Source organism: uncultured Clostridium sp. (genome assembly GCF_963515715.1).
In the GTDB taxonomy this organism is placed as follows: domain Bacteria; phylum Bacillota; class Clostridia; order Clostridiales; family Clostridiaceae; genus Clostridium_AW.
The window spans coordinates 39606-58370 of sequence record NZ_CAUPZS010000008.1 but is presented as its reverse complement, the minus strand read 5'-3'; the positions used below and the strand labels follow the sequence as shown (position 1 = coordinate 58370).

Genomic DNA, 18765 nt, shown 5'->3' with positions numbered 1-18765 from the left:
TCACTCCCCCAATACATTTTCTACATTTTTTTTGATTTCATTCCACGTGCTAATAAAGTTGTTTAATTCAATACTACCCTCATCACTAATATAATAATATTTTCGCATAGGTCCTAAAGGAGAGGGTTTCATAACAGAGTATATAAGTTCTTTTTTTTCTAGCCGTATAAGAATTGGATAGACACTTCCTTCTGTCACTTGCTTAAATCCAAATCTTATTAGTTTCTCACATATTTCATAACCGTAAGTTTCGTTTTCGTTTATGATTTTTAATATACATCCTTCCAGTATACCTTTTAACATTTGAGTATTTTGAGCCATTACATCACCTACTTTGTATCGCATAGTAGCCTATATAGAAATAATACTATGACTACTATGTAATGTCAAGTAGTGTAGTAAGTGATCTTATAATGTACCCATACATTTTGAAATTTATAATTTGTGTTATATCATGTAATTAAAGGAAAAATATAAAAATATATAAAGGGTAGGGGGAATTCAAATGAAGGAGAATATTGCAAGGAAAGAATTGAGCAGTTCAAAAACACTGGAGATTACTCAAATGGCCCTTATGACGGCTATAATATGTGTAGCCACTATGGTGATAAAGATACCTACGATTATGGGCATTGGGTATGATCACTTAGGGGATAGCATGGTTTTTCTAGCGGCAATTTTATTTGGAAAAAGAAAGGGTATGATAACTTCGGCACTTGGAATGAGTTTGGCAGATTTTTTATCAGGATATGCCTATTATGTACCATTCACTTTTTTAATAAAAGGAGTAATGGCATTGATAGCTTCATCAATTGCTTATAGAAAGGACTATCAAGGTAAGAATGTATTGAATAACATATTTGCATTTACGATTTCAGGATTTTGGATGGTATTTGGATATTTTATAGCCAAGATAATTTTAGTTAAATTTATATTATTTAAAGCAGATACTTATAGTGAAGCTCTAGCAATAGCCCTTGCAGGTATTCCAAATAATATCGGACAGGTAACCGTAGGAGCCATTATTGCAATTCCATTGATTAAATTATTGTATGGAAAAATAAACATTATAAGAAAATAAGTTTAAGAAATAAATCCGTACTTTTATAAGTGCGGATTTATTTCTTTTAGGTTTTTATTAACCTTATCCATTGCAGGATATATGTAATCTTTATTATATTTTGACACTCCTATTTTAGGATGCTTGCACATTTCGTAATGATAATTAGTTGATTTCATATCATTGTATATGGTTGATAGAGTATTGACTAAAACAATGATATTTTCCTTAGATAGTTTGTGTGGGATAGAATCTGTATCATTTAGATTTTTAGAATAAATTTTTAAATTCGATTGTAGAAGTCGATAACATTCATCTAAGGCTGAATTTTCTGGAAATTGTATTGATATAAGCTGTAGGTCCTTAAAAGTATTAAGTGTATATTCGCAATCATCTTTAGACCAATTGTCCATACTAGCAATATTATCTAGCTCTATGTTTAACTTACCGCGTAAATGTTGAATATTATTAAAATATATGTAGTTTAATCTACTTTGAAGATTAAGATTTGATTTATATTGACTATAACTTATAGAAGATAGAATGATAATAATTAATAATAATATATAACCATAATATTTTTTTAGGATTTTCATTAACATCACTCCTAACATTCTTCCAAGGTAAATACTATTATATCATTTTATACCAAAATATGGAACAAGATATTTTTAATTTATTTCAAGCTATCTTGCATTATATAATACCGTATATTATACTATACATTGGGAGGTGGAAATTTGGATATTCAGTTAAAAAAGGGTGTACTTGAATTGTGTGTATTAGAAATTTTATATAGAAAAGATTGTTATGGCTATGAATTAGTAGAGCAAGTTTCAAAAGTTATAGATATTTCAGAAGGAACAATATACCCACTACTTAAAAGACTGCAGAATGACAACTATTTAGAATACTATATAAAAGAGTCTTCAGTAGGACCTCCAAGGAAGTATTATAAAATAACTTCTATTGGTATTGAACATTACAAAAACCAAAAGGAAGAATGGTTTAGAATATTCAATTCAGTAACAGAGTTTTTAAAAGGAGTTGATATTAATAAATAAGGTCAGTTATTTAGAGCAGTTAGAAAAAAAACTAGAAAAATTACCTAAAAATTATAGAGATGATATATTAAAAGATTATTACAATCACTTTGAAGAAGGTATGCTAATTGGTAAGTCAGAAGAAGAAATAGCAAGCAATCTTGGTGATGTTAATGTTATTGCAAGAAATATTATATCAGAATATTATGCTGAACATTCAGAGCAGGTGCAAAATACAAAGAATAATTCTAGTAAATTATTTGCCATTGCAAATATAGTAATCGGAATATTCAATATGCTTGCAATTGTGCCATTAATTTTGAGTATAAGTCTCCTTATTATTACTTTATATATTTTGGCCTATATATTGCTCGCAATGCCTATTTTCCTTGTATTACATTGGATTTTGCCAAGTCTTCCAATAAATATAGGTTCCCAAAACTACTTATTACAGTTGGTGATTACTGCCTTATCCACAGCACTTGGTTATTATCTACATAAATTATTAAAAACATATACAGGGAAGTACTTTAAATGGGTTTCTATATATATTAATAAAAGTGTAAAGTTTCAAATATTGAGCAATGGTTGTGAGGAGTAATGTAAAATGGTATGCTAAAATAATAAGTTAGCATACCATCAAAATAAAGTATTGCATGTAGAACTATTAGAAAATTTTAGTCGTCCAATTTTCACAATTCCACACTTCTGTTACCACATCTTTATAAAATTCTGGTTCGTGGCAGATTAAAAGTACGCTTCCTTTATAGGATTTAAGTGCACGTTTAAGCTCTTCTTTAGCATCTACATCTAAGTGGTTTGTTGGTTCGTCTAGAACTAGTAGATTAGTTTCTTTATTGATCAATTTACATAATCTAACTTTGGCTTGTTCTCCACCACTTAATACAACGATTTTACTTTCTATATGTTTTGTGGTAAGTCCACATTTTGCAAGAGCTGCACGTACTTCGTATTGAGTAAAGCCTGGGAAGTCACCCCATACCTCATCTATACAAGTGTTATAATTAGCTTCTTTAATTTCCTGTTCAAAATATCCTATGTGCAGGTAGTCACCTAGAGCTGCGTAACCCGATATTGGATTAATCTCTCCTAAAATACTTTTTAATAGTGTAGTTTTTCCTAGTCCATTAGCTCCAACAAGAGCGATCTTTTGACCACGTTCCATGCGAAGATTTAAAGTTTTAGACAAAGGTTCATCATATCCGATTACTAAATCCTTCGTTTCAAAAATTAATTTTCCAGAGGTCCTGGCATCTTTGAAATTAAACTCAGGTTTTGGTTTTTCTTTTGCAAGTTCTATTACTTCCATTTTGTCTAATTTCTTTTGTCTAGACATAGCCATATTTCTTGTAGAAACTCTCGCTTTATTTCTAGAAACGAAGTCTTTCAAATCTTCAATTTCTTGTTGTTGTTTTTTATAAGCAGCCTCTAATTGTTGCTTTCTTGCTTCATAAACCTTCATAAAATCATCATAGGAGCCAACGTAGCGGTTTAATTCTTGATTTTCCATATGGTATATAAGATTAATAACACTGTTTAAGAATGGAATATCATGAGAAATTAGAATAAAGGCATTCTCATATTCTTGAAGATAACGCTTCAACCATTCTATATGCTGTTCATCTAAGTAGTTAGTAGGCTCGTCTAAAAGAAGTATATCCGGTTTTTCAAGCAATAATTTTGCTAGTAAAACTTTGGTTCGCTGACCACCACTAAGATCACTTACATCTTTATCTAAACCTATATCTACTAATCCCATACCACGGGCTACTTCGTCAACCTTTGCATCTATGATATAAAAGTCATTATGCGTTAAAATATCTTGAATTGTACTCATGTCTTCTAATAATTGTTCTAGTTCTTCAGGTGTGGCAGTTGCCATTTTATCGCATATTTCATTCATTTCAGTTTCTAAATCAAATAAATATTTAAATGCACCTTTTAAAACATCTCTAATTGTCATTCCACGCTCTAATACTGTATGTTGGTCTAAATAACCAATTCTAACACGCTTAGCCCATTCTACTTCACCTTCATCTGGTTCTAATTTGCCAGTTATGATGCTCATAAAAGAAGATTTTCCTTCACCGTTAGCACCGATAAGTCCAATATGTTCCCCTTTTAAAAGCTTAAAGGACACATTGTTTAGAATAGCTCTGTCACCAAAACCATGGCTAAGATTTTTAACTGATAGAATACTCATTTCTCAATTCCTTTCTCAATGGTTTCAAATTTTAAAATATACATAAAAGATTATATAGGATTGTAGAAATTTTTTAAAGTGAAATTATTATATTTGCTCTTTTTTTTACAATGTGTTATAAAGAAAATAAAAATAAATTTCTTTAGGAAAGGAAATAACATGAATTTGATAAGTATAGAAAATCTATGTAAAAGTTATAGTGAAAAAGAACTGTTTAAAAATATAAATTTAGGGATAAATGACGGAGATAAAATTGGAGTAATAGGTATAAATGGAACAGGCAAAACCACATTACTTAAGATAATAGCTGGAGAAGAAAGTATAGATGAAGGAAGAATAATAAAGGGTAACTCAGTAAAAATAGAATATCTTTCACAAAATCCATATTTTGAAGCTGAAGCTACAGTATTAGAACAAGTATTTAGAGGTAATTCACCAATTATGGAGGTCATAAGAGAATACGAAAAAGCCATAGAAAATCTTGATAGCTCAAGTGAATATATAATGGAGCTTACTAGTAAAATGGATGCTAGTAATGCATGGGGGATAGAGAGTGAAGCTAAAGCTATATTGATGAAATTAGGTATATCAAATTTTAATGCTAAGGTAGGGAGTTTATCTGGAGGGCAGAGAAAAAGAATAGCCTTAGCCTCAGCTCTTATCAATCCTTGCGAATTGCTTATTTTAGATGAGCCTACAAATCATTTAGATAATGAAACTATAGATTGGTTAGAAGAGTATTTGAATAAGAGAAAAGGGGCTCTTATTATGGTTACTCATGATAGATATTTTTTAGATAGAGTAGTAAATAAAATTGCTGAGATAGATAGGGGAAATATATACACATATGATGGTAACTATGAAAGCTTCCTAGAAAAGAAAATGGAAAGAGAAGAGATGGAACAATCTCTTGAAAAAAAGAGACAAAATATTTTAAGGAAAGAACTTTCTTGGATAAAAAGAGGTGCAAAAGCAAGAAGTACTAAGCAAAAGGCTAGAATAGACCGTTTTGAAAAGTTAAGCGAAGAAGGTATAGAATCCCTTGATAAAAAAGTTGAAATTTCTGTGGCAGGGAGCTATCTAGGTAAAAAAGTTATGGAATTAAAAAATATAAATAAGTCATTTCATGATAAGAAAATAATAAAGGACTTTAATTATATAGTAACTAGAAATGATAGGATAGGGATAGTTGGGCCAAATGGTTTTGGAAAATCAACTCTTATAAATATAATGTCTAATAGAATGAAGCCAGATGGTGGAGAAGTTGAAGTTGGAGAGACAGTTAAAATAGGTTTATTTTCTCAAGAAACCAATCATATGAATGAGGATTTGAGAGTTATAGAATATATAAAAGAAGGGGGAGAAATAATAACAACTGCTGATGGTGAGAAGATAAGTGCATCGCAAATGTTAGAAAGATTTTTATTTACCCCATCTATGCAATGGACACCTATATCTAAACTCTCTGGTGGAGAAAAGAGGAGATTATATTTACTGAGAACACTTATGGAAGGCCCTAATGTATTGCTTTTAGATGAGCCTACTAATGACCTAGATATTGAAACATTAACAATTTTAGAAGATTATATTGATAATTTTCAGGGGGCAGTTATTGCTGTTTCTCATGACAGGTATTTTTTAGATAGGGTAGCAGAAAAAATATTTTTATTTGAAGGTGAAGGCAATATATCTCAGAATACTGGAAATTATTCGGATTTAAAAGAAAAAATCAATAGTAAAGAGATAGAGAAAAATATAAATAATAATGAAGAAATACGCACAGCCCCTAAAGAAAAGGATTCAGAAAGAAGAAAAAATAAGCCATTAAAGTTTTCCTATAAAGAGCAGAGGGAATATGAAGAAATAGATAATATTATCTCTCAACTTGAAGATAAATTACAACAGCTTGAGAGTGACATCAATAATGCCTCTACAGAATATGATAAACTACAAAATTTATTGACAGAGAAAGAAGAGGCTGAAAATCAATTAGAAGAAAAGATGGAGAGATGGGTTTATCTTAATGAAATAGCAGAAAAAATTGCTGAAAAAAAGGCTAATGATGATATGATATAATAAGTTCCTATAAAGGCCGTATACATCAGCATGTATACGGCCTTTATAGGATAAAAAATTAATGTTAGTACAAATTACTCAATTATTACTCTTATGTATGTTTATCATATTAAAATTATAATATATTATCTACAACTTGTATCTTGATTGAAAAATACTGTAACAAATTTAATTGCATAAATATCACACATTACTGTATTCTTTGTACCGGATTCTCGTATTACTACATAGCTAATTCCAACTTCAGTAAGAGTACCTTCACGGTCAATTAGCATATTAGTTCCAATTAGGAATTCAATTTTAACATATTTCCCTATTTGAGTTGTTAACCAGCCTTGAGTATAGTTTACATCTCGTTGAACTGGTGGAGCAGGTTGAACTACTAAGCTAGGTCCTCCTGTAGTACCAGGACGTGGTGGGGGTGCTGTGGTTCCACCAGGTGGGAATTCCTGTCTTGTGTAAGAGGATGTTTCAAAGTCAATATCTGGTTCCATTTCACAGGGGTAATTCATAGATGATTCCTCCCACATTGGATAATCATAATAATTATTTGGTATTCTTGTAAACAAAAGAACGACCTCCTTATAAATTATATTATTATAGGCTAAGTCTGAGCGTAAAGTTCTGTAGGATTATAGAAACAATGGTCGCCAACCCTAACTTGAAAGCTACCGGTACCATTACGAGGAAATTCATAGGGACACGTTGGAATATAAGGATTGAAATACCATAAAGAAGCACCGGTGTTATATAATCTATTCCCAGCTAATGCCCAATCCGCGATTTCAAAGTGTATATCCTCTGGGGGAGTAGCCCAAATTGTTTGAGGATTAGCTACACCAAATAGTTCAGACCTAACACAATCGAATTGTCCCGGTTGAAAAACAATCTTTCTTAAATCACCTTGGCCTAATCTGTGATATTCACCGTAAGACACATTAACCCTATTCATAACTACTGAAGCAACTGCTTTCATGCCAGTGTCACCTTCACCGCCGGCTTCACACTTTATAATCCTAGCTAATAGCTCTCTATTATCATAAGACATTAAGTTCATCTCCTTAATAAAGCTACAGTATTAGTATATTTGTTTAGGAGGTAAAAAGTTCTTAAAAACTGTAATATTTTAACTAAATTAAATTATTTGTGTTAATATTTAAATATAAAGTAAAATGTAAGATAAAATATAAAGTGAAGTGTACAATAATTTTAAGGGGGGATTATTATGGATATTGCTGTGATTGCAGGAACTCCATTTGATACAAAATTGGGGCAAGAGTTTTTGAAGAAATATGGATATGATTCTGAGGGATATCCTATTTCAAACACGCCAGATGAGCAGTCTATTCTTCAAGTTTTATATCCTGATGAATTAAATAATATGGTTAAAGAAAAGATAAAAATTATTAAAAAGAGGGAAATAAAAAATATATTCGTATATTGTAATTCATTAAGCGCTGCTGTTGATATGGAGAAATTATCTAAAGAATTTCATGTAAATATTATAACTCCTCTTCAAGTATATGTAGATATGGGAAGAGAATTTAATATTATAGGGGTACTAGCAGCTAATAATCAAAGCGCCTTTGGTATAGAAAAGGTTATACAAAAATGGAATCCTCAAGCTCATATAATAGGAATCGGTGCATTGCCTATTGTAAACGCAATTGAAAGAAACTTGGAATCAAAAGAAATCGTGGAGAAACTTGGTTTAGATAAGGCTATGGAATTTTTTAAGCATATTAACTGTGAAGTAGTAATTTTAGGATGTACTCACTTTCCATATTTTTATGAAGAATTAAAGAAAAAGAGCTCCATACCAATTATAGATCCAGCCGTTAAAATGCTAGAAAAGCTAATAATTTAAAAGTAAAAATTAGAAATGAAGAATATTGGCAAGAATTCTATGGAAATTCTATCCTTTAGTCTTCATTTTTTTATTTTTCGCTATTAACTTCAATCCAAGTATAAATTTAGGATTGTGTTGCAAAATATAATTAAGACAATTTAGAGTTAAAGGTGGTAATAAGGTGAATGAGGCATTGGTGGTAGTAGTAAGATCCATTATCGGATATATTTCTCTTTTTATTTTTACTAGAGTTTTAGGAAAACAACAAATAAGTCAATTAACATTTTTTGACTACGTATTAGGGATAACAATTGGTTCATTGGCTGGTACATTGACTACAGATTTATCTAGTAGAGCATGGCCTCACTGGGTTGGACTTTTTACATGGTCGGTATTAAGTTACTTAATGCAATTAATAACTATGAAATGGATGTATGCAGCTAAATATATAAATGGAGACCCTAATATAGTAATAATCAATGGTAAAATAATGGAAGAAGCATTAAAAAAAATGAAGTATAGAATAGATGATATTTTACAACTTTTAAGAGACAAGGACATTTTTGACTTAAGTGAAGTTGAATTTGCAATACTAGAACCTAATGGTAAGATTTCTGTGCTCAAAAAAGCGGAGAATAATCCGGTAACAGCTAAAGATATGAAAATATCTGTTTCTCCATCCAAACTTAGTACAGGATTAATTTATGATGGAATGATTATTGAGGAGAATTTAGCTAAAATTAAAAAGGATAAAAAATGGCTTATGAAAGAGTTGAAGAAACAAAAGATAAAAGATGTATCAGAGGTAGTTTTAGCTACATTAGAGTCTACAGGGAATCTTTACATTGATAAATATGAGGATGGTATAAAAAATAAAGATAATATAAAAAATAAGTAAGGAGAATATGACATGAAGAAATTTTTGGAGAGGGCCATTCCAATTGGTATATTGATAGTCTTTATAGTAATTATGTTGAGTGGTAGCTATTTGAAGAAACCCTTAGGTAAAGATGATAATCTTCCATTAATTATTGAAAGAACTATAGAAGAGGTCAATAATGAGAATTGGAATCAAGTTGATGAAAGTATAGATTTATTGGATAATACGTGGAAGAAGATAGTGAAAAGGGTACAATATAGCTCAGAAAGAGATGAAATAAGTTCATTAAACACTAGTTTGGCTCGCTTACGTGGAGCCGTTATGGCTAAAGATAAGGCATCAGCTTTGATGGAATTAAATGAAGCTTATGAGCATTGGCGAAATTTAGGGAAATAAATAAAATTTAGTTGACATCTAGAACTGTTTTTATTTTGTTGTATAATATATTTTATACGATATTTATTTTGATATTTTTAATTATAGGTTTAACATAAATATATTAGGAGGATTTTATGAATATCATCATAATTGGAGCGGGTAAAGTAGGGTATAACTTAGCAGAGAATTTAGAAAAAGAAAACCATAATATAGTTATAATTGATAAAAACCCTCAAGCTTTAAGAAAGGCAGAAGAGAACTTAGATGTAATGTGTATTAAGGGTAGTGGTACTAGCACTAGTGTCCTGTTAGAAGCGGGAATAACTGAAGCAAATTTACTCATGGCTGTTACTGGAAGTGATGAAATAAATATGGTAGCTTGCTTAACTGGAAAGAAATTAGGTGCAGTGAACACTATTGCGAGAATTAGAGATCCAGAGTATGCCAAAGAACTTTTTTTATTAAAAGAGGAGTTAGAACTAGAAATGGTTATTAATCCAGAATTAGCTGCAGCAGATGAAATAGCTCAATCTTTGAATTTCTCACCAGCTATGAATGTAGAAAGTTTTGCAAAAGGTAGAGTAAAAATGATTCAATTAAAGCTAACAGAGGGCATGCCCATTGTTGGGAAAAGTTTAAAAAACATCTTTTATGATACCAAAATCTCAGCTTTAGTTGGTGCCATTATAAGGGATGAAAAGGTAATCGTTCCTAATGGAAATATTAAGTTTGAGGAAAATGACAATATTTATGTTGTAGGGAAGTCTTCTAGTTTGTATAATTTCTGTAAATCAGCAGGACTAATACCATTTAAATTTAAGAATGTTATGATCCTAGGAGGAGGAAGGATTGCTTATTATTTAACTAATATGTTATCTGACATGGGAATGAAAGTTAAAATTATTGAAATAAATAAAAAGCGCTGCGTGGAGCTTTCAGAACTTCTTCCTAAAGCTCTTATTATTAATGCAGATGGTACTGATGAAGATGTATTGTTATCAGAAAATTTACAGGACATGGATGTATTTATCGCTGTGACAGGAATTGATGAAGAGAATTTATTATCATCTCTTTTAGCGAAACAAAACGGGGTGAAAAAAGTTATAGCAAAAAATAGTAGAACTAATTATATGAATATATTGAATAACTTGGGTATTGACCATATTATAAGTCCTAAGGAGATTACTACAAATCAAATATTAAAGTATGTTAGAGGAAATAAAGTTGAATCTTTATATCGTATTTTAGAAGGAAAGGCTGAAATATTAGAATTTATAGCAAATGATAAAAGTAATTACATAAATAAGCCATTAAGAAATATAGAATTTAAAGAGGATTCTATTATTGCAACTATAGTTAGAAAAAATGATATTATAATTCCCAATGGTAATGACTCCATTATTCAAGGAGATCGTGTTATTGTGATTACAAAGTGTAAAAATGTTAATAGCATTGATGATTTAATTATAGGTGCAATTGGAGGATTAGAAAATGAATTCTGGAATGGTCTTAAAAAATTTGGGGATTTTATTAATATGTGAAGCTTTAATAATGGTACCATCCCTTTTTGTATCCATTATAAATAGGGGTTACGATATAAAAGCTTTTGTGATTACTATAGTTATACTATTAATAGTAGGATTTTTAGCAGCAGCAGTAAAGCCTAAAAATAAAAACATCTATGCTAGAGATGGTTTTGCTATCGTTGCTATTGGATGGATATTAATTTCTTTTTTTGGATCACTACCTTTTGTTATTAGTGGAGTAACCCCTTCTTTTATAGATGGATTTTTTGAAGCAAGCTCAGGGTTTACTACAACAGGTGCAAGTATTTTAAGAGAGATTGAGGGATTACCTAAAGGCATTTTGTTTTGGAGAAGCTTTACCCATTGGGCGGGAGGAATGGGAGTGCTAGTAATGACCTTAGCCATACTACCTTCTGTTGGAAAGGGAAGTCTTCAAATAATGAAGGCGGAAAGTCCTGGTCCAACACCAGGAAAGATTGTTCCAAGATTAGGACATACAGCTAAAATATTATACAAAATATACTTCTGTATAACTATTATTCAAGTGGTACTACTTATTTTAGCAGGAATGCCCCTATATGACTCTTTAGTACATACCTTTGGAACGGTAGGCACGGGAGGATTTTCTATTAAAAATTTGAGTATAGGAGCATACAATAATATTTATATAGAGATTATAATTACAATTTTTATGTTAGCCTGTGGAGTAAACTTTTCTTTATATTACCAAGTGTTGAAGGGAAATGTTAAAGCAATTTTTAAAGATGAAGAATTTAGGCTTTATATGGGTATAGTTGCCACATCAATAGTTTTAATAACAATAAATATTCATGGTAATATATTTAAAAATCTAGGACAAGCATTAAGACACTCTTCATTTCAAGTGGCGTCAGTTATAACTACTACAGGATATGCTACTACAGATTTTAATCAATGGCCATCTTTTAGTAAGATAATATTAGTATTGTTAATGTTTGTAGGGGGATCAGCTGGCTCTACCGGAGGAGGAATAAAAAATATTAGAATACTTCTACTTTTCAAAGCTATGAAAAGAGAAATATTAAAAATAATACATCCTAGAGCGGTTTATACAGTTAAATTTGGTGGTAAATCTATTGAAGAGGAGACTTTAACAGAAATTCTTGCTTTTTTCTTTATGTATATTTTTATATTTATTATAGCTCTTTTGATAATATCCTTAGAAGGAAAAGATTTATTAACTTCTTTTACATCTGTGGCTGCTACTTTGGGAAACATAGGGCCGGGACTTGGAATGGTAGGACCGATGGGAAACTTTTCACAGTTTTCAAACCTATCAAAGATAGTATTATCCTTATGTATGATTATAGGCAGACTTGAAATATATCCAATGTTATTATTGATATTTCCGACCTTTTGGAAAAAGGTAAATGTATAAGATGATATTCTAGCAAGTTAATATAATTAAAATAAGGTTAAAAAACCATATTGCAAAAGAAGCAGTATGGTTTTTTTGCCTGATAACGACTTTTTGTGCTAAAATATTACTTGTTGCAAATTTAGAATATTATTTAAGAGGTAAAAATATGGAGAAAAAATTAGATTTAACTGAAGGGAATATACTAAAGACACTAGTGAAATTAGCCATGCCAATTATAGGGACATCCTTTATTCAAATGGCATACAACCTTACGGATATGTTGTATCTAGGAAGGTTGAGCAGTAAGGCTGTAGCAGCGGTAGGTACTGCTGGTTTCTTTACTTGGTTTGCTAATTCAATTATTTTTTTGTCGAAAGCAGGAGCGGAAATTGGAGTAGCCCAGTCCATTGGTAGAGGAGATACTAAAAGGGCTAAAAAATATATAAAGAATACAGTAAAGCTAAATATTATAATGGGATTTGTTTATGCATTAATTTTAATTATATTTAGAAAAAGTTTAATAGGATTTTTTAATTTAGGAGAAAACTCTATTGTAAAAATGGCAGAAGACTATCTTTTAATTGTTGCATTAGGATTAAATTTCTTTTTCATAAATCCTATTTGTACATCAATATTTAATGGATATGGAGATAGTAAGACACCTTTTAAAACCAACATTATAGGATTATTAGTTAATATAGTTTTAAATCCTTTATTGATTTTTGGTTTTGGACCTATTCCTAAGCTTGGGGTAGCAGGGGCGGCTATAGCTACAGTTTTTGCGCAATTTGTAGTTTCATTTTATTTTATATATACAATAGTTAAGAAGACGGATCTATTAAAAGATGTGAATCTATTAGAGAAATTTGATATTGATTGTGTAAAATCAGTATTTAGATATGGGATGCCTGTAGCATTGCAAAATGGACTATTTTGCATATTCGCTATGATTATAGCTAGAATAGTTTCAGACTTCGGAGATGCTTCAATTGCGGTTCAAAAGGTAGGTTCTCAAATAGAAGCAATTTCTTGGATGACTGCTGGAGGATTTTCTACAGCTCTAAGCGCCTATGTAGGACAAAACTATGGAGCAAAAAAATGGGATAGAATTTATGAAGGATATTATAAGGCCTTATTAGCAGCTGGTATTTTAGGAATAGGTACAACCCTTTTGCTTTATTTTGGAGCCAAGCCTTTATTTGCTTTATTTATTCCAGAAAAGCATGTTATACCATTAGGTGTAGATTATCTTAAAATATTAGCTTATTCTCAATTTTTTATGTGTATCGAAATTACAACTGCAGGGGCTTTCAATGGTTTAGGTAAAACTGTACCACCTTCATTAGTAGGAATAATTTTTACAGCACTTAGAATACCAGCAGCATTAATATTATCTTCTGAAAAATTATTAGGACTTAACGGAGTATGGTGGAGCATAAGTTTAACTAGTGTGTTTAAGGGAATAATTCTAACAGCATGGTTTGTAATATACTTAAGTAAGAAATATAAAAAAGTTAGAATAAAAGAAAGTTTACCCGCACCAAATGGATATTAGTTTCAAGGATAAATTTTATTAGTGGTCTAGAAAAGATTAATTAGGTATAATTACATTAAAACTTTTTATACAAAATTTTAAGTCTTAATTCTTATGTAAAAATTGTATAAGCAATTTTTAAAAAGGAGGTTCTTATGTTTAATTTAGATGATTGTATTGGAATTATAACCAGCAGAGGCACAAAAGAAATCGTGGATGCTTTTAATCATAAATTAGCTCTTCATGATATAACAAGGGTTCAATGGATTGCTCTTTATTATATAGGAGAATATGAAGGAATAACTCAAAAAGATTTATCAGATAAGATGAATATTAAAGAATCTACTGTTGCGAGATTGATTGATAGGATGGAGAAGGAAGGTACCGTAGAAAGAATAAAAAATAGTGAAGATAGAAGAGTAACAAAGCTTCATTTGACCGAGAAGGGTAAGGAAAAAAGGGAGGCAGTTATACCTATAGGAGAAGAGTTTTCTAGAGATGGAATTGATGGTATTAGCCAAGAACATCTGAAAATATTTAAAGAAGTATTGCGAAAAATTATAATAAATGTAAATGAAAGAAATATTTAGTAGAAATGATATTGAATTTTTTTTAACAATCTGCTATTGATAATACCATTCAAGGGTGGTATTATTATTTATAAGGATACTTGCTATGCTAAGCATTAGTATGTAAATAATTAGTATAGCAAGTTAAACGAAAAGGAGTGGAGAGGTATTATGAAGAAAGATCCAAGAGAAATGTTAAATGCTTTTTTAGGTGGATTACAAGATTTAGGAGCTACTAATGGTGAACATGTAGAAGCTTTTATGAACTTACTAGGAACTACATATGCTCCAGGAAAATTAGATGTTAAAACAAAAGAACTTATAAGTGTAGCGGTTGCAGCATATAACCGTTGTGAATATTGCATAGTATTCCATGTATTCAAAGCATTAGAAGCAGGTGCAACTAGAGATGAAATAATGGAAGCAGCTATGGTAGCAGTTGCCTTTGGTGGCGGTCCAGCAATGGCATACTCAGTAACTCTTCTTAAAGATTCAATTGATGAGTTTGAAAAAGATTTTAAATAATTTCAAGTAATTTCAAATAATTTTAAATATATACCTGTGCATGAATTTGCACAGGTATAGTTATATTCTTTTTAGGAGGGAAAATAATGGTTGAATTGAAGATAGAAAAATTAGCAGGCCATAGCAAAAAGGGAAAAGTAGGTAAAATAAACGCTAAAGTAGGGAGCGATTTAAAAGAAGGTGACCTTATTTTACAAGTTGAATGCGATAAAGGAAATGCGTCAATAAAATCTAATTGTTCCGGTTTATTAAAGGAATTAAAGGTAGAAGAAGGTGACGAAGTAAATATAGGAGATATTGTTGCCCTCATAGAAGGAACAGTAAAAACTGAGCAAAAGCCTAAAGGAATGGACTATTTTGCTTCTATGCTAAAACCAACAAAAAGAGAAATAGAATGTGATTTAACTGTTATAGGGGCTGGCCCGGGAGGATATGTAGCTGCTATTTATGCTGCAAAAAAAGGACTGAAAACTGTATTGGTTGAAAAAGATAGATTAGGTGGCACGTGTTTAAATGTGGGATGTATACCAACAAAGGCCTTAGTGAGATCTTCAGAAGTATTTAATGATATAAAGCATAGTGAAGATTTTGGTATAAAGGTTTCAGAAGCGTCAGTAGATATGGGAAAAGTTATAGATAGAAAAAACGGAATAGTAGACAAGTTAGTAGGTGGCATAGATTTTTTAATAGGGAAAAATTCCATAGAAAAAATCACTGGTGCTGGTGAGATAATAGATAAAAATAAAGTATTTGTAAAAGGCAAAAGAGAAGAAGTAACTATAAATACAAAAAACATTATTATTGCTACAGGTTCAAAGATTTCTAGAATCAATATAGAAGGTTTTGATGGTGATAAGGTATTAAATAGTACTACAGCATTAGATGTAAGAGAACTCCCAAGTAAGATGGTAGTAATTGGTGGCGGAGTTATTGGAATGGAATTTGCATTTATATATGCTAATTTCGGCGTAGATGTGACTGTGGTAGAATATATGCCAAAGGTGCTTTGTACAATGGACGATGATGTAATCGATGAAATAGTCTCTATAGGAAGAGAGAAGGGAATAAAATTCTACACATCATCTAAAGTAACCAGCGTTAAAAATAGCGAAGATGGAAAGGCTATTGTTGCTTTTGAAATGAATGGAGAGGAAAAATTAGTGACTTGCGACAAGGTTATAGTAGCTATTGGAAGAGAGCCTAATTTAGAAGGCTTAGGTATTGAAAAGGTTGGAATAGAATTGAATGATAACAAAAAAGGAATAAAGGTTGATGACAGATTAAGAACCAATGTAGAAAACATTTATGCAATAGGAGATGTAAATAATAAGATAGGACTTGCCCATATAGCATCTCATGGTGGCATGATAGCAGTAGATAATATTTTAGGAGAAGAAAAAGAGATAGATTATTCAGCGGTTCCAGGGGTAGTATATACAATACCTGAGGTTGCAACTGTAGGAATAACAGAAAAATGCGCTCTAGAAAAAGGGATGAATATAAAGGTTGGTAAGTTCCCATTTATGGCTAACGGAAAAGCACTAACCTATGGTGAAGAAAAGGGATTTGTTAAGATAATAAAGGATATGGATCTAAATACTCTGGTTGGCGCTTCTGTGGTTGGACCACATGCTTCGGATTTAATTGGGGTATTGACTTTAGCAATTAAGAATAATCTTACAGAAGAAGAAATTAAAGAAACAATATTTGCCCATCCTACTACTGGAGAAGCCATACATGAGGCAGCGTTAGAGTTAACAGGTGGTGCTATACATTTTGATATCTAAAAGGAGAGTAATAATATCAAATAGCTTTAATCCGCATTTTAATCTTTCTTTAGAGGAACATCTATTAAATAATATAGAGGAAGATGAAATGATATTATACCTTTGGAGAAATGAAAATACGGTAGTTATAGGTAGAAATCAAAATCCTTGGAAAGAGTGTAATTTAGAAAGGCTCTCTCTAATGAAAGGTAAGATAGCTAGAAGACTTTCAGGGGGAGGAGCTGTGTATCATGATTTGGGCAATCTAAATTTTACCTTTTTAACTGAGGAGAAAAACGAGGATTTATCTAAGCAATTATCAGTAATAATAGATGCTTTAAAAAAGCAGGGGATTGAAAGTAGTTTTTCTGGAAGAAATGATATTTTAGTAGATGGTAAAAAAATATCAGGAAATGCTTTCTATTGGGATGATAAAAAATATTATCATCATGGGACTTTGCTTTATAAAGTAGATGTGGAAAAGCTTACGGGAATATTAACTCCATCAACTCATAAGCTAACCTCAAAAGGAATAGATTCTGTAAAAAGCAGAGTTGCCAACTTAAAAGAATATAAAGGGGATTTAACAATAGAATCCCTTATGAAATCTTTAATAGAGGCTTTTCAAGGTGAATATGGAGAAATAAAGGATATAAAATATTTGGATGAACAAACTTTAAATCTTCATGAACTCATGAATAAATACTCAAGTCCTCAATGGATATACGGAGATAGTCCTGATTTTCATATTTCTATGGATAAAGTAACCGGTGAGGGTAAAATAGAAATTAATATTTCTACAGAAGATAGTGAAATTAAAAAATGTAAGATATATACGGATTCTCTCTACACAAAAGAATTTGAGATAATAGAAAAAATATTTCAAGGCTGTGTATTTAGCAAAGACGATATCATTGAAGCTTTAGACAAAAATAGTAAGCTGTTTTCCTTTAAAGGAAAGATTATTTTAGATTTAGTTAAAGAAATGATTGAAGAAAATGTTCCAAAATTAATATGAATAATAAAAGTAAGAAATAGACTTTTTAATTGATAATTGATAATTATAATAAGTGAAGAGTTAAAAGTTAAGAATGAAGAGTATTGGATGAAATTCCTATGGAATTCCAACCTTTATTCTTCATTCTTCACTCTTAATTTTTAATTATAAAAATGTTTCGTATTTTTAAATATACAAAATATATCTAACCATTAACCAATAGTGACAAAAGCTTCCCGCAAGTGTGAAAAGATGGAACACTTCATGAAAGCCAAAATGTTTGAAATTAATATTCGGCCATTTTGTTCCATATATAACGCCTCCAATAGTATAAGCTATTCCTCCTATTACTAACCACAACATTCCGCCGCTTGGCATAACTTTTGACAAAGGATAGATAGCTATGATTACTAACCAGCCCATTAGAAGATAAAATGAGGTGGAAAGCCATCTAGGAGCATTAAACCAAAAGTTTTTAACAACTATTCCAATAATGGCAAGGGTCCAAATAGTAGCGAATATGCTCCAACCCCAAACTCCTTTTAAGGCAATGAGGCAAATTGGTGTGTAACTTCCGGCAATAAGCACATAAATCATAGAATGATCTATTCTTCTTAAGAATTTTATTAATTTTTCAGGACCGGGAATAAGGTGATAAATAGAACTAGCAGTATATAAAAGTATTAAACTAGCGCCGAAAACGGAGAAAGCTATTACATGCCAACTCGTTTCATTAATGGACAGCATTATCAGTATTATTAAACCTACTACTGAAGCAAGTGCGCCTAATAAATGGGTTAATCCACTAACTGGATCTCTAAGTTTTTTGAACATATACACCAATCCTCTCTTTATATGTAGTTAATGCTACACTATGTAGTATTTAAAACTATGTTGTGTTATATTAATATATTACAATAATTTATATAATATTTCAAT

20 protein-coding genes are annotated in these 18765 nt (G+C 30.8%); 14 read left to right on the top strand and 6 right to left on the bottom strand.

Annotated elements, in window-relative coordinates:
* Entirely contained in the window at positions 1 to 321 is a 321-nt protein-coding gene (locus RYO54_RS08000; RefSeq protein ID WP_315117452.1) for a PadR family transcriptional regulator, read from the bottom strand.
* Positions 322 to 505: 184 nt separating this feature from the next.
* Here RYO54_RS08000 and RYO54_RS07995 point away from each other — a divergent pair, with 184 nt between their 5' ends.
* Positions 506 to 1081, top strand: coding sequence for an ECF transporter S component (locus tag RYO54_RS07995; protein ID WP_315117339.1), 576 nt, complete (start codon positions 506 to 508; stop codon positions 1079 to 1081).
* A 23-nt stretch (positions 1082 to 1104) separates the two neighbouring features.
* Here the strand turns inward: RYO54_RS07995 and RYO54_RS07990 are convergent, their stop codons facing one another.
* Complete coding sequence (locus RYO54_RS07990; RefSeq protein WP_315117338.1) at positions 1105 to 1656, bottom strand: hypothetical protein; 552 nt, start codon at positions 1654 to 1656, stop codon at positions 1105 to 1107.
* A 144-nt stretch (positions 1657 to 1800) separates the two neighbouring features.
* On the opposite strand from RYO54_RS07990, the gene RYO54_RS07985 reads away from it, so the two are divergent.
* Both RYO54_RS07985 and RYO54_RS07980 read left to right on the top strand, forming a co-directional pair.
* Positions 1801 to 2124 carry a PadR family transcriptional regulator gene (locus RYO54_RS07985; protein WP_315117336.1) on the top strand — a complete coding sequence of 108 codons (324 nt, stop codon included), beginning with the start codon at positions 1801 to 1803 and terminating at the stop codon, positions 2122 to 2124.
* Positions 2108 to 2704, top strand: coding sequence for an HAAS signaling domain-containing protein (locus RYO54_RS07980; protein WP_315117334.1), 597 nt, complete (start codon positions 2108 to 2110; stop codon positions 2702 to 2704). Before RYO54_RS07985 ends, RYO54_RS07980 begins: the two co-directional genes overlap by 17 nt.
* 66 nt (positions 2705 to 2770) lie before the next feature.
* On the opposite strand, the gene RYO54_RS07975 is transcribed toward RYO54_RS07980, so the two are convergent.
* Positions 2771 to 4327, bottom strand: coding sequence for an ABC-F family ATP-binding cassette domain-containing protein (locus RYO54_RS07975; RefSeq protein ID WP_315117332.1), 1557 nt, complete (start codon positions 4325 to 4327; stop codon positions 2771 to 2773).
* A gap of 159 nt (positions 4328 to 4486) precedes the next feature.
* Here RYO54_RS07975 and RYO54_RS07970 point away from each other — a divergent pair, with 159 nt between their 5' ends.
* Entirely contained in the window at positions 4487 to 6403 is a 1917-nt protein-coding gene (locus tag RYO54_RS07970) for an ABC-F family ATP-binding cassette domain-containing protein (RefSeq protein ID WP_315117331.1), read from the top strand.
* A 125-nt stretch (positions 6404 to 6528) separates the two neighbouring features.
* Here RYO54_RS07970 and RYO54_RS07965 read toward each other — a convergent pair whose 3' ends face one another.
* Positions 6529 to 6972 (bottom strand): hypothetical protein, encoded by a 444-nt coding sequence (locus tag RYO54_RS07965; protein WP_315117329.1) that lies wholly within the window; start codon positions 6970 to 6972, stop codon positions 6529 to 6531.
* A gap of 35 nt (positions 6973 to 7007) precedes the next feature.
* Entirely contained in the window at positions 7008 to 7451 is a 444-nt protein-coding gene (locus RYO54_RS07960; RefSeq protein WP_315117327.1) for a cell wall hydrolase, read from the bottom strand.
* Between the two features lie 177 nt (positions 7452 to 7628).
* On the opposite strand from RYO54_RS07960, the gene RYO54_RS07955 reads away from it, so the two are divergent.
* The 10 genes from RYO54_RS07955 (at position 7629) to RYO54_RS07910 (ending at position 17847) form a co-directional block, all read left to right on the top strand.
* A complete protein-coding gene (locus tag RYO54_RS07955; RefSeq protein WP_315117326.1) occupies positions 7629 to 8270 on the top strand; it encodes an aspartate/glutamate racemase family protein in 642 nt (213 codons plus the stop codon).
* Between the two features lie 163 nt (positions 8271 to 8433).
* Entirely contained in the window at positions 8434 to 9150 is a 717-nt protein-coding gene (locus RYO54_RS07950; RefSeq protein WP_315117324.1) for a DUF421 domain-containing protein, read from the top strand.
* A gap of 12 nt (positions 9151 to 9162) precedes the next feature.
* The gene (locus tag RYO54_RS07945; RefSeq protein WP_315117322.1) at positions 9163 to 9528 is read left to right on the top strand and encodes a DUF4363 family protein; all 366 of its coding nucleotides are present in this window, start codon (positions 9163 to 9165) and stop codon (positions 9526 to 9528) included.
* A 116-nt stretch (positions 9529 to 9644) separates the two neighbouring features.
* Positions 9645 to 11051 (top strand): Trk system potassium transporter TrkA, encoded by a 1407-nt coding sequence (gene trkA / locus RYO54_RS07940; RefSeq protein ID WP_315117320.1) that lies wholly within the window; start codon positions 9645 to 9647, stop codon positions 11049 to 11051.
* Entirely contained in the window at positions 11002 to 12453 is a 1452-nt protein-coding gene (locus RYO54_RS07935; protein ID WP_315117317.1) for a TrkH family potassium uptake protein, read from the top strand. Before trkA ends, RYO54_RS07935 begins: the two co-directional genes overlap by 50 nt.
* A 148-nt stretch (positions 12454 to 12601) precedes the next feature.
* Entirely contained in the window at positions 12602 to 13990 is a 1389-nt protein-coding gene (locus tag RYO54_RS07930; protein WP_399549209.1) for an MATE family efflux transporter, read from the top strand.
* Between the two features lie 134 nt (positions 13991 to 14124).
* On the top strand, positions 14125 to 14559 hold the full coding sequence (locus tag RYO54_RS07925; protein WP_315117316.1) for a MarR family transcriptional regulator: 435 nt from the start codon (positions 14125 to 14127) through the stop codon (positions 14557 to 14559).
* Positions 14560 to 14709: 150 nt separating this feature from the next.
* Positions 14710 to 15063 (top strand): carboxymuconolactone decarboxylase family protein, encoded by a 354-nt coding sequence (locus RYO54_RS07920; RefSeq protein ID WP_216440500.1) that lies wholly within the window; start codon positions 14710 to 14712, stop codon positions 15061 to 15063.
* A gap of 86 nt (positions 15064 to 15149) precedes the next feature.
* On the top strand, positions 15150 to 16850 hold the full coding sequence (gene lpdA, locus RYO54_RS07915) for a dihydrolipoyl dehydrogenase (protein ID WP_315117314.1): 1701 nt from the start codon (positions 15150 to 15152) through the stop codon (positions 16848 to 16850).
* Positions 16840 to 17847, top strand: a complete 1008-nt coding sequence (locus RYO54_RS07910; protein ID WP_315117313.1) for a lipoate--protein ligase — start codon at positions 16840 to 16842, stop codon at positions 17845 to 17847. The genes lpdA and RYO54_RS07910 overlap by 11 nt, the downstream gene beginning before the upstream one ends.
* Positions 17848 to 18012: 165 nt before the next feature.
* Here RYO54_RS07910 and RYO54_RS07905 read toward each other — a convergent pair whose 3' ends face one another.
* On the bottom strand, positions 18013 to 18660 hold the full coding sequence (locus tag RYO54_RS07905; RefSeq protein ID WP_315117312.1) for a hemolysin III family protein: 648 nt from the start codon (positions 18658 to 18660) through the stop codon (positions 18013 to 18015).
* Between the last annotated feature and the right edge of the window lie 105 nt (positions 18661 to 18765).

What these genes read in the sequence shown, in the direction of transcription:
- RYO54_RS07905 (WP_315117312.1), bottom strand. Translation starts at nt 18,660, where the DNA reads ATGTTCAAAAAACTTAGAGATCCAGTTAGTGGATTAACCCATTTATTA.
- RYO54_RS07930 (WP_399549209.1), top strand. Translation starts at nt 12,602, where the DNA reads ATGGAGAAAAAATTAGATTTAACTGAAGGGAATATACTAAAGACACTA.
- RYO54_RS07990 (WP_315117338.1), bottom strand. Translation starts at nt 1,656, where the DNA reads ATGAAAATCCTAAAAAAATATTATGGTTATATATTATTATTAATTATT.
- RYO54_RS07935 (WP_315117317.1), top strand. Translation starts at nt 11,002, where the DNA reads ATGAATTCTGGAATGGTCTTAAAAAATTTGGGGATTTTATTAATATGT.
- RYO54_RS07975 (WP_315117332.1), bottom strand. Translation starts at nt 4,327, where the DNA reads ATGAGTATTCTATCAGTTAAAAATCTTAGCCATGGTTTTGGTGACAGA.
- RYO54_RS07945 (WP_315117322.1), top strand. Translation starts at nt 9,163, where the DNA reads ATGAAGAAATTTTTGGAGAGGGCCATTCCAATTGGTATATTGATAGTC.
- RYO54_RS08000 (WP_315117452.1), bottom strand. Translation starts at nt 321, where the DNA reads ATGGCTCAAAATACTCAAATGTTAAAAGGTATACTGGAAGGATGTATA.
- trkA (WP_315117320.1), top strand. Translation starts at nt 9,645, where the DNA reads ATGAATATCATCATAATTGGAGCGGGTAAAGTAGGGTATAACTTAGCA.
- lpdA (WP_315117314.1), top strand. Translation starts at nt 15,150, where the DNA reads ATGGTTGAATTGAAGATAGAAAAATTAGCAGGCCATAGCAAAAAGGGA.
- RYO54_RS07970 (WP_315117331.1), top strand. Translation starts at nt 4,487, where the DNA reads ATGAATTTGATAAGTATAGAAAATCTATGTAAAAGTTATAGTGAAAAA.
- RYO54_RS07955 (WP_315117326.1), top strand. Translation starts at nt 7,629, where the DNA reads ATGGATATTGCTGTGATTGCAGGAACTCCATTTGATACAAAATTGGGG.
- RYO54_RS07960 (WP_315117327.1), bottom strand. Translation starts at nt 7,451, where the DNA reads ATGTCTTATGATAATAGAGAGCTATTAGCTAGGATTATAAAGTGTGAA.
- RYO54_RS07925 (WP_315117316.1), top strand. Translation starts at nt 14,125, where the DNA reads ATGTTTAATTTAGATGATTGTATTGGAATTATAACCAGCAGAGGCACA.
- RYO54_RS07995 (WP_315117339.1), top strand. Translation starts at nt 506, where the DNA reads ATGAAGGAGAATATTGCAAGGAAAGAATTGAGCAGTTCAAAAACACTG.
- RYO54_RS07920 (WP_216440500.1), top strand. Translation starts at nt 14,710, where the DNA reads ATGAAGAAAGATCCAAGAGAAATGTTAAATGCTTTTTTAGGTGGATTA.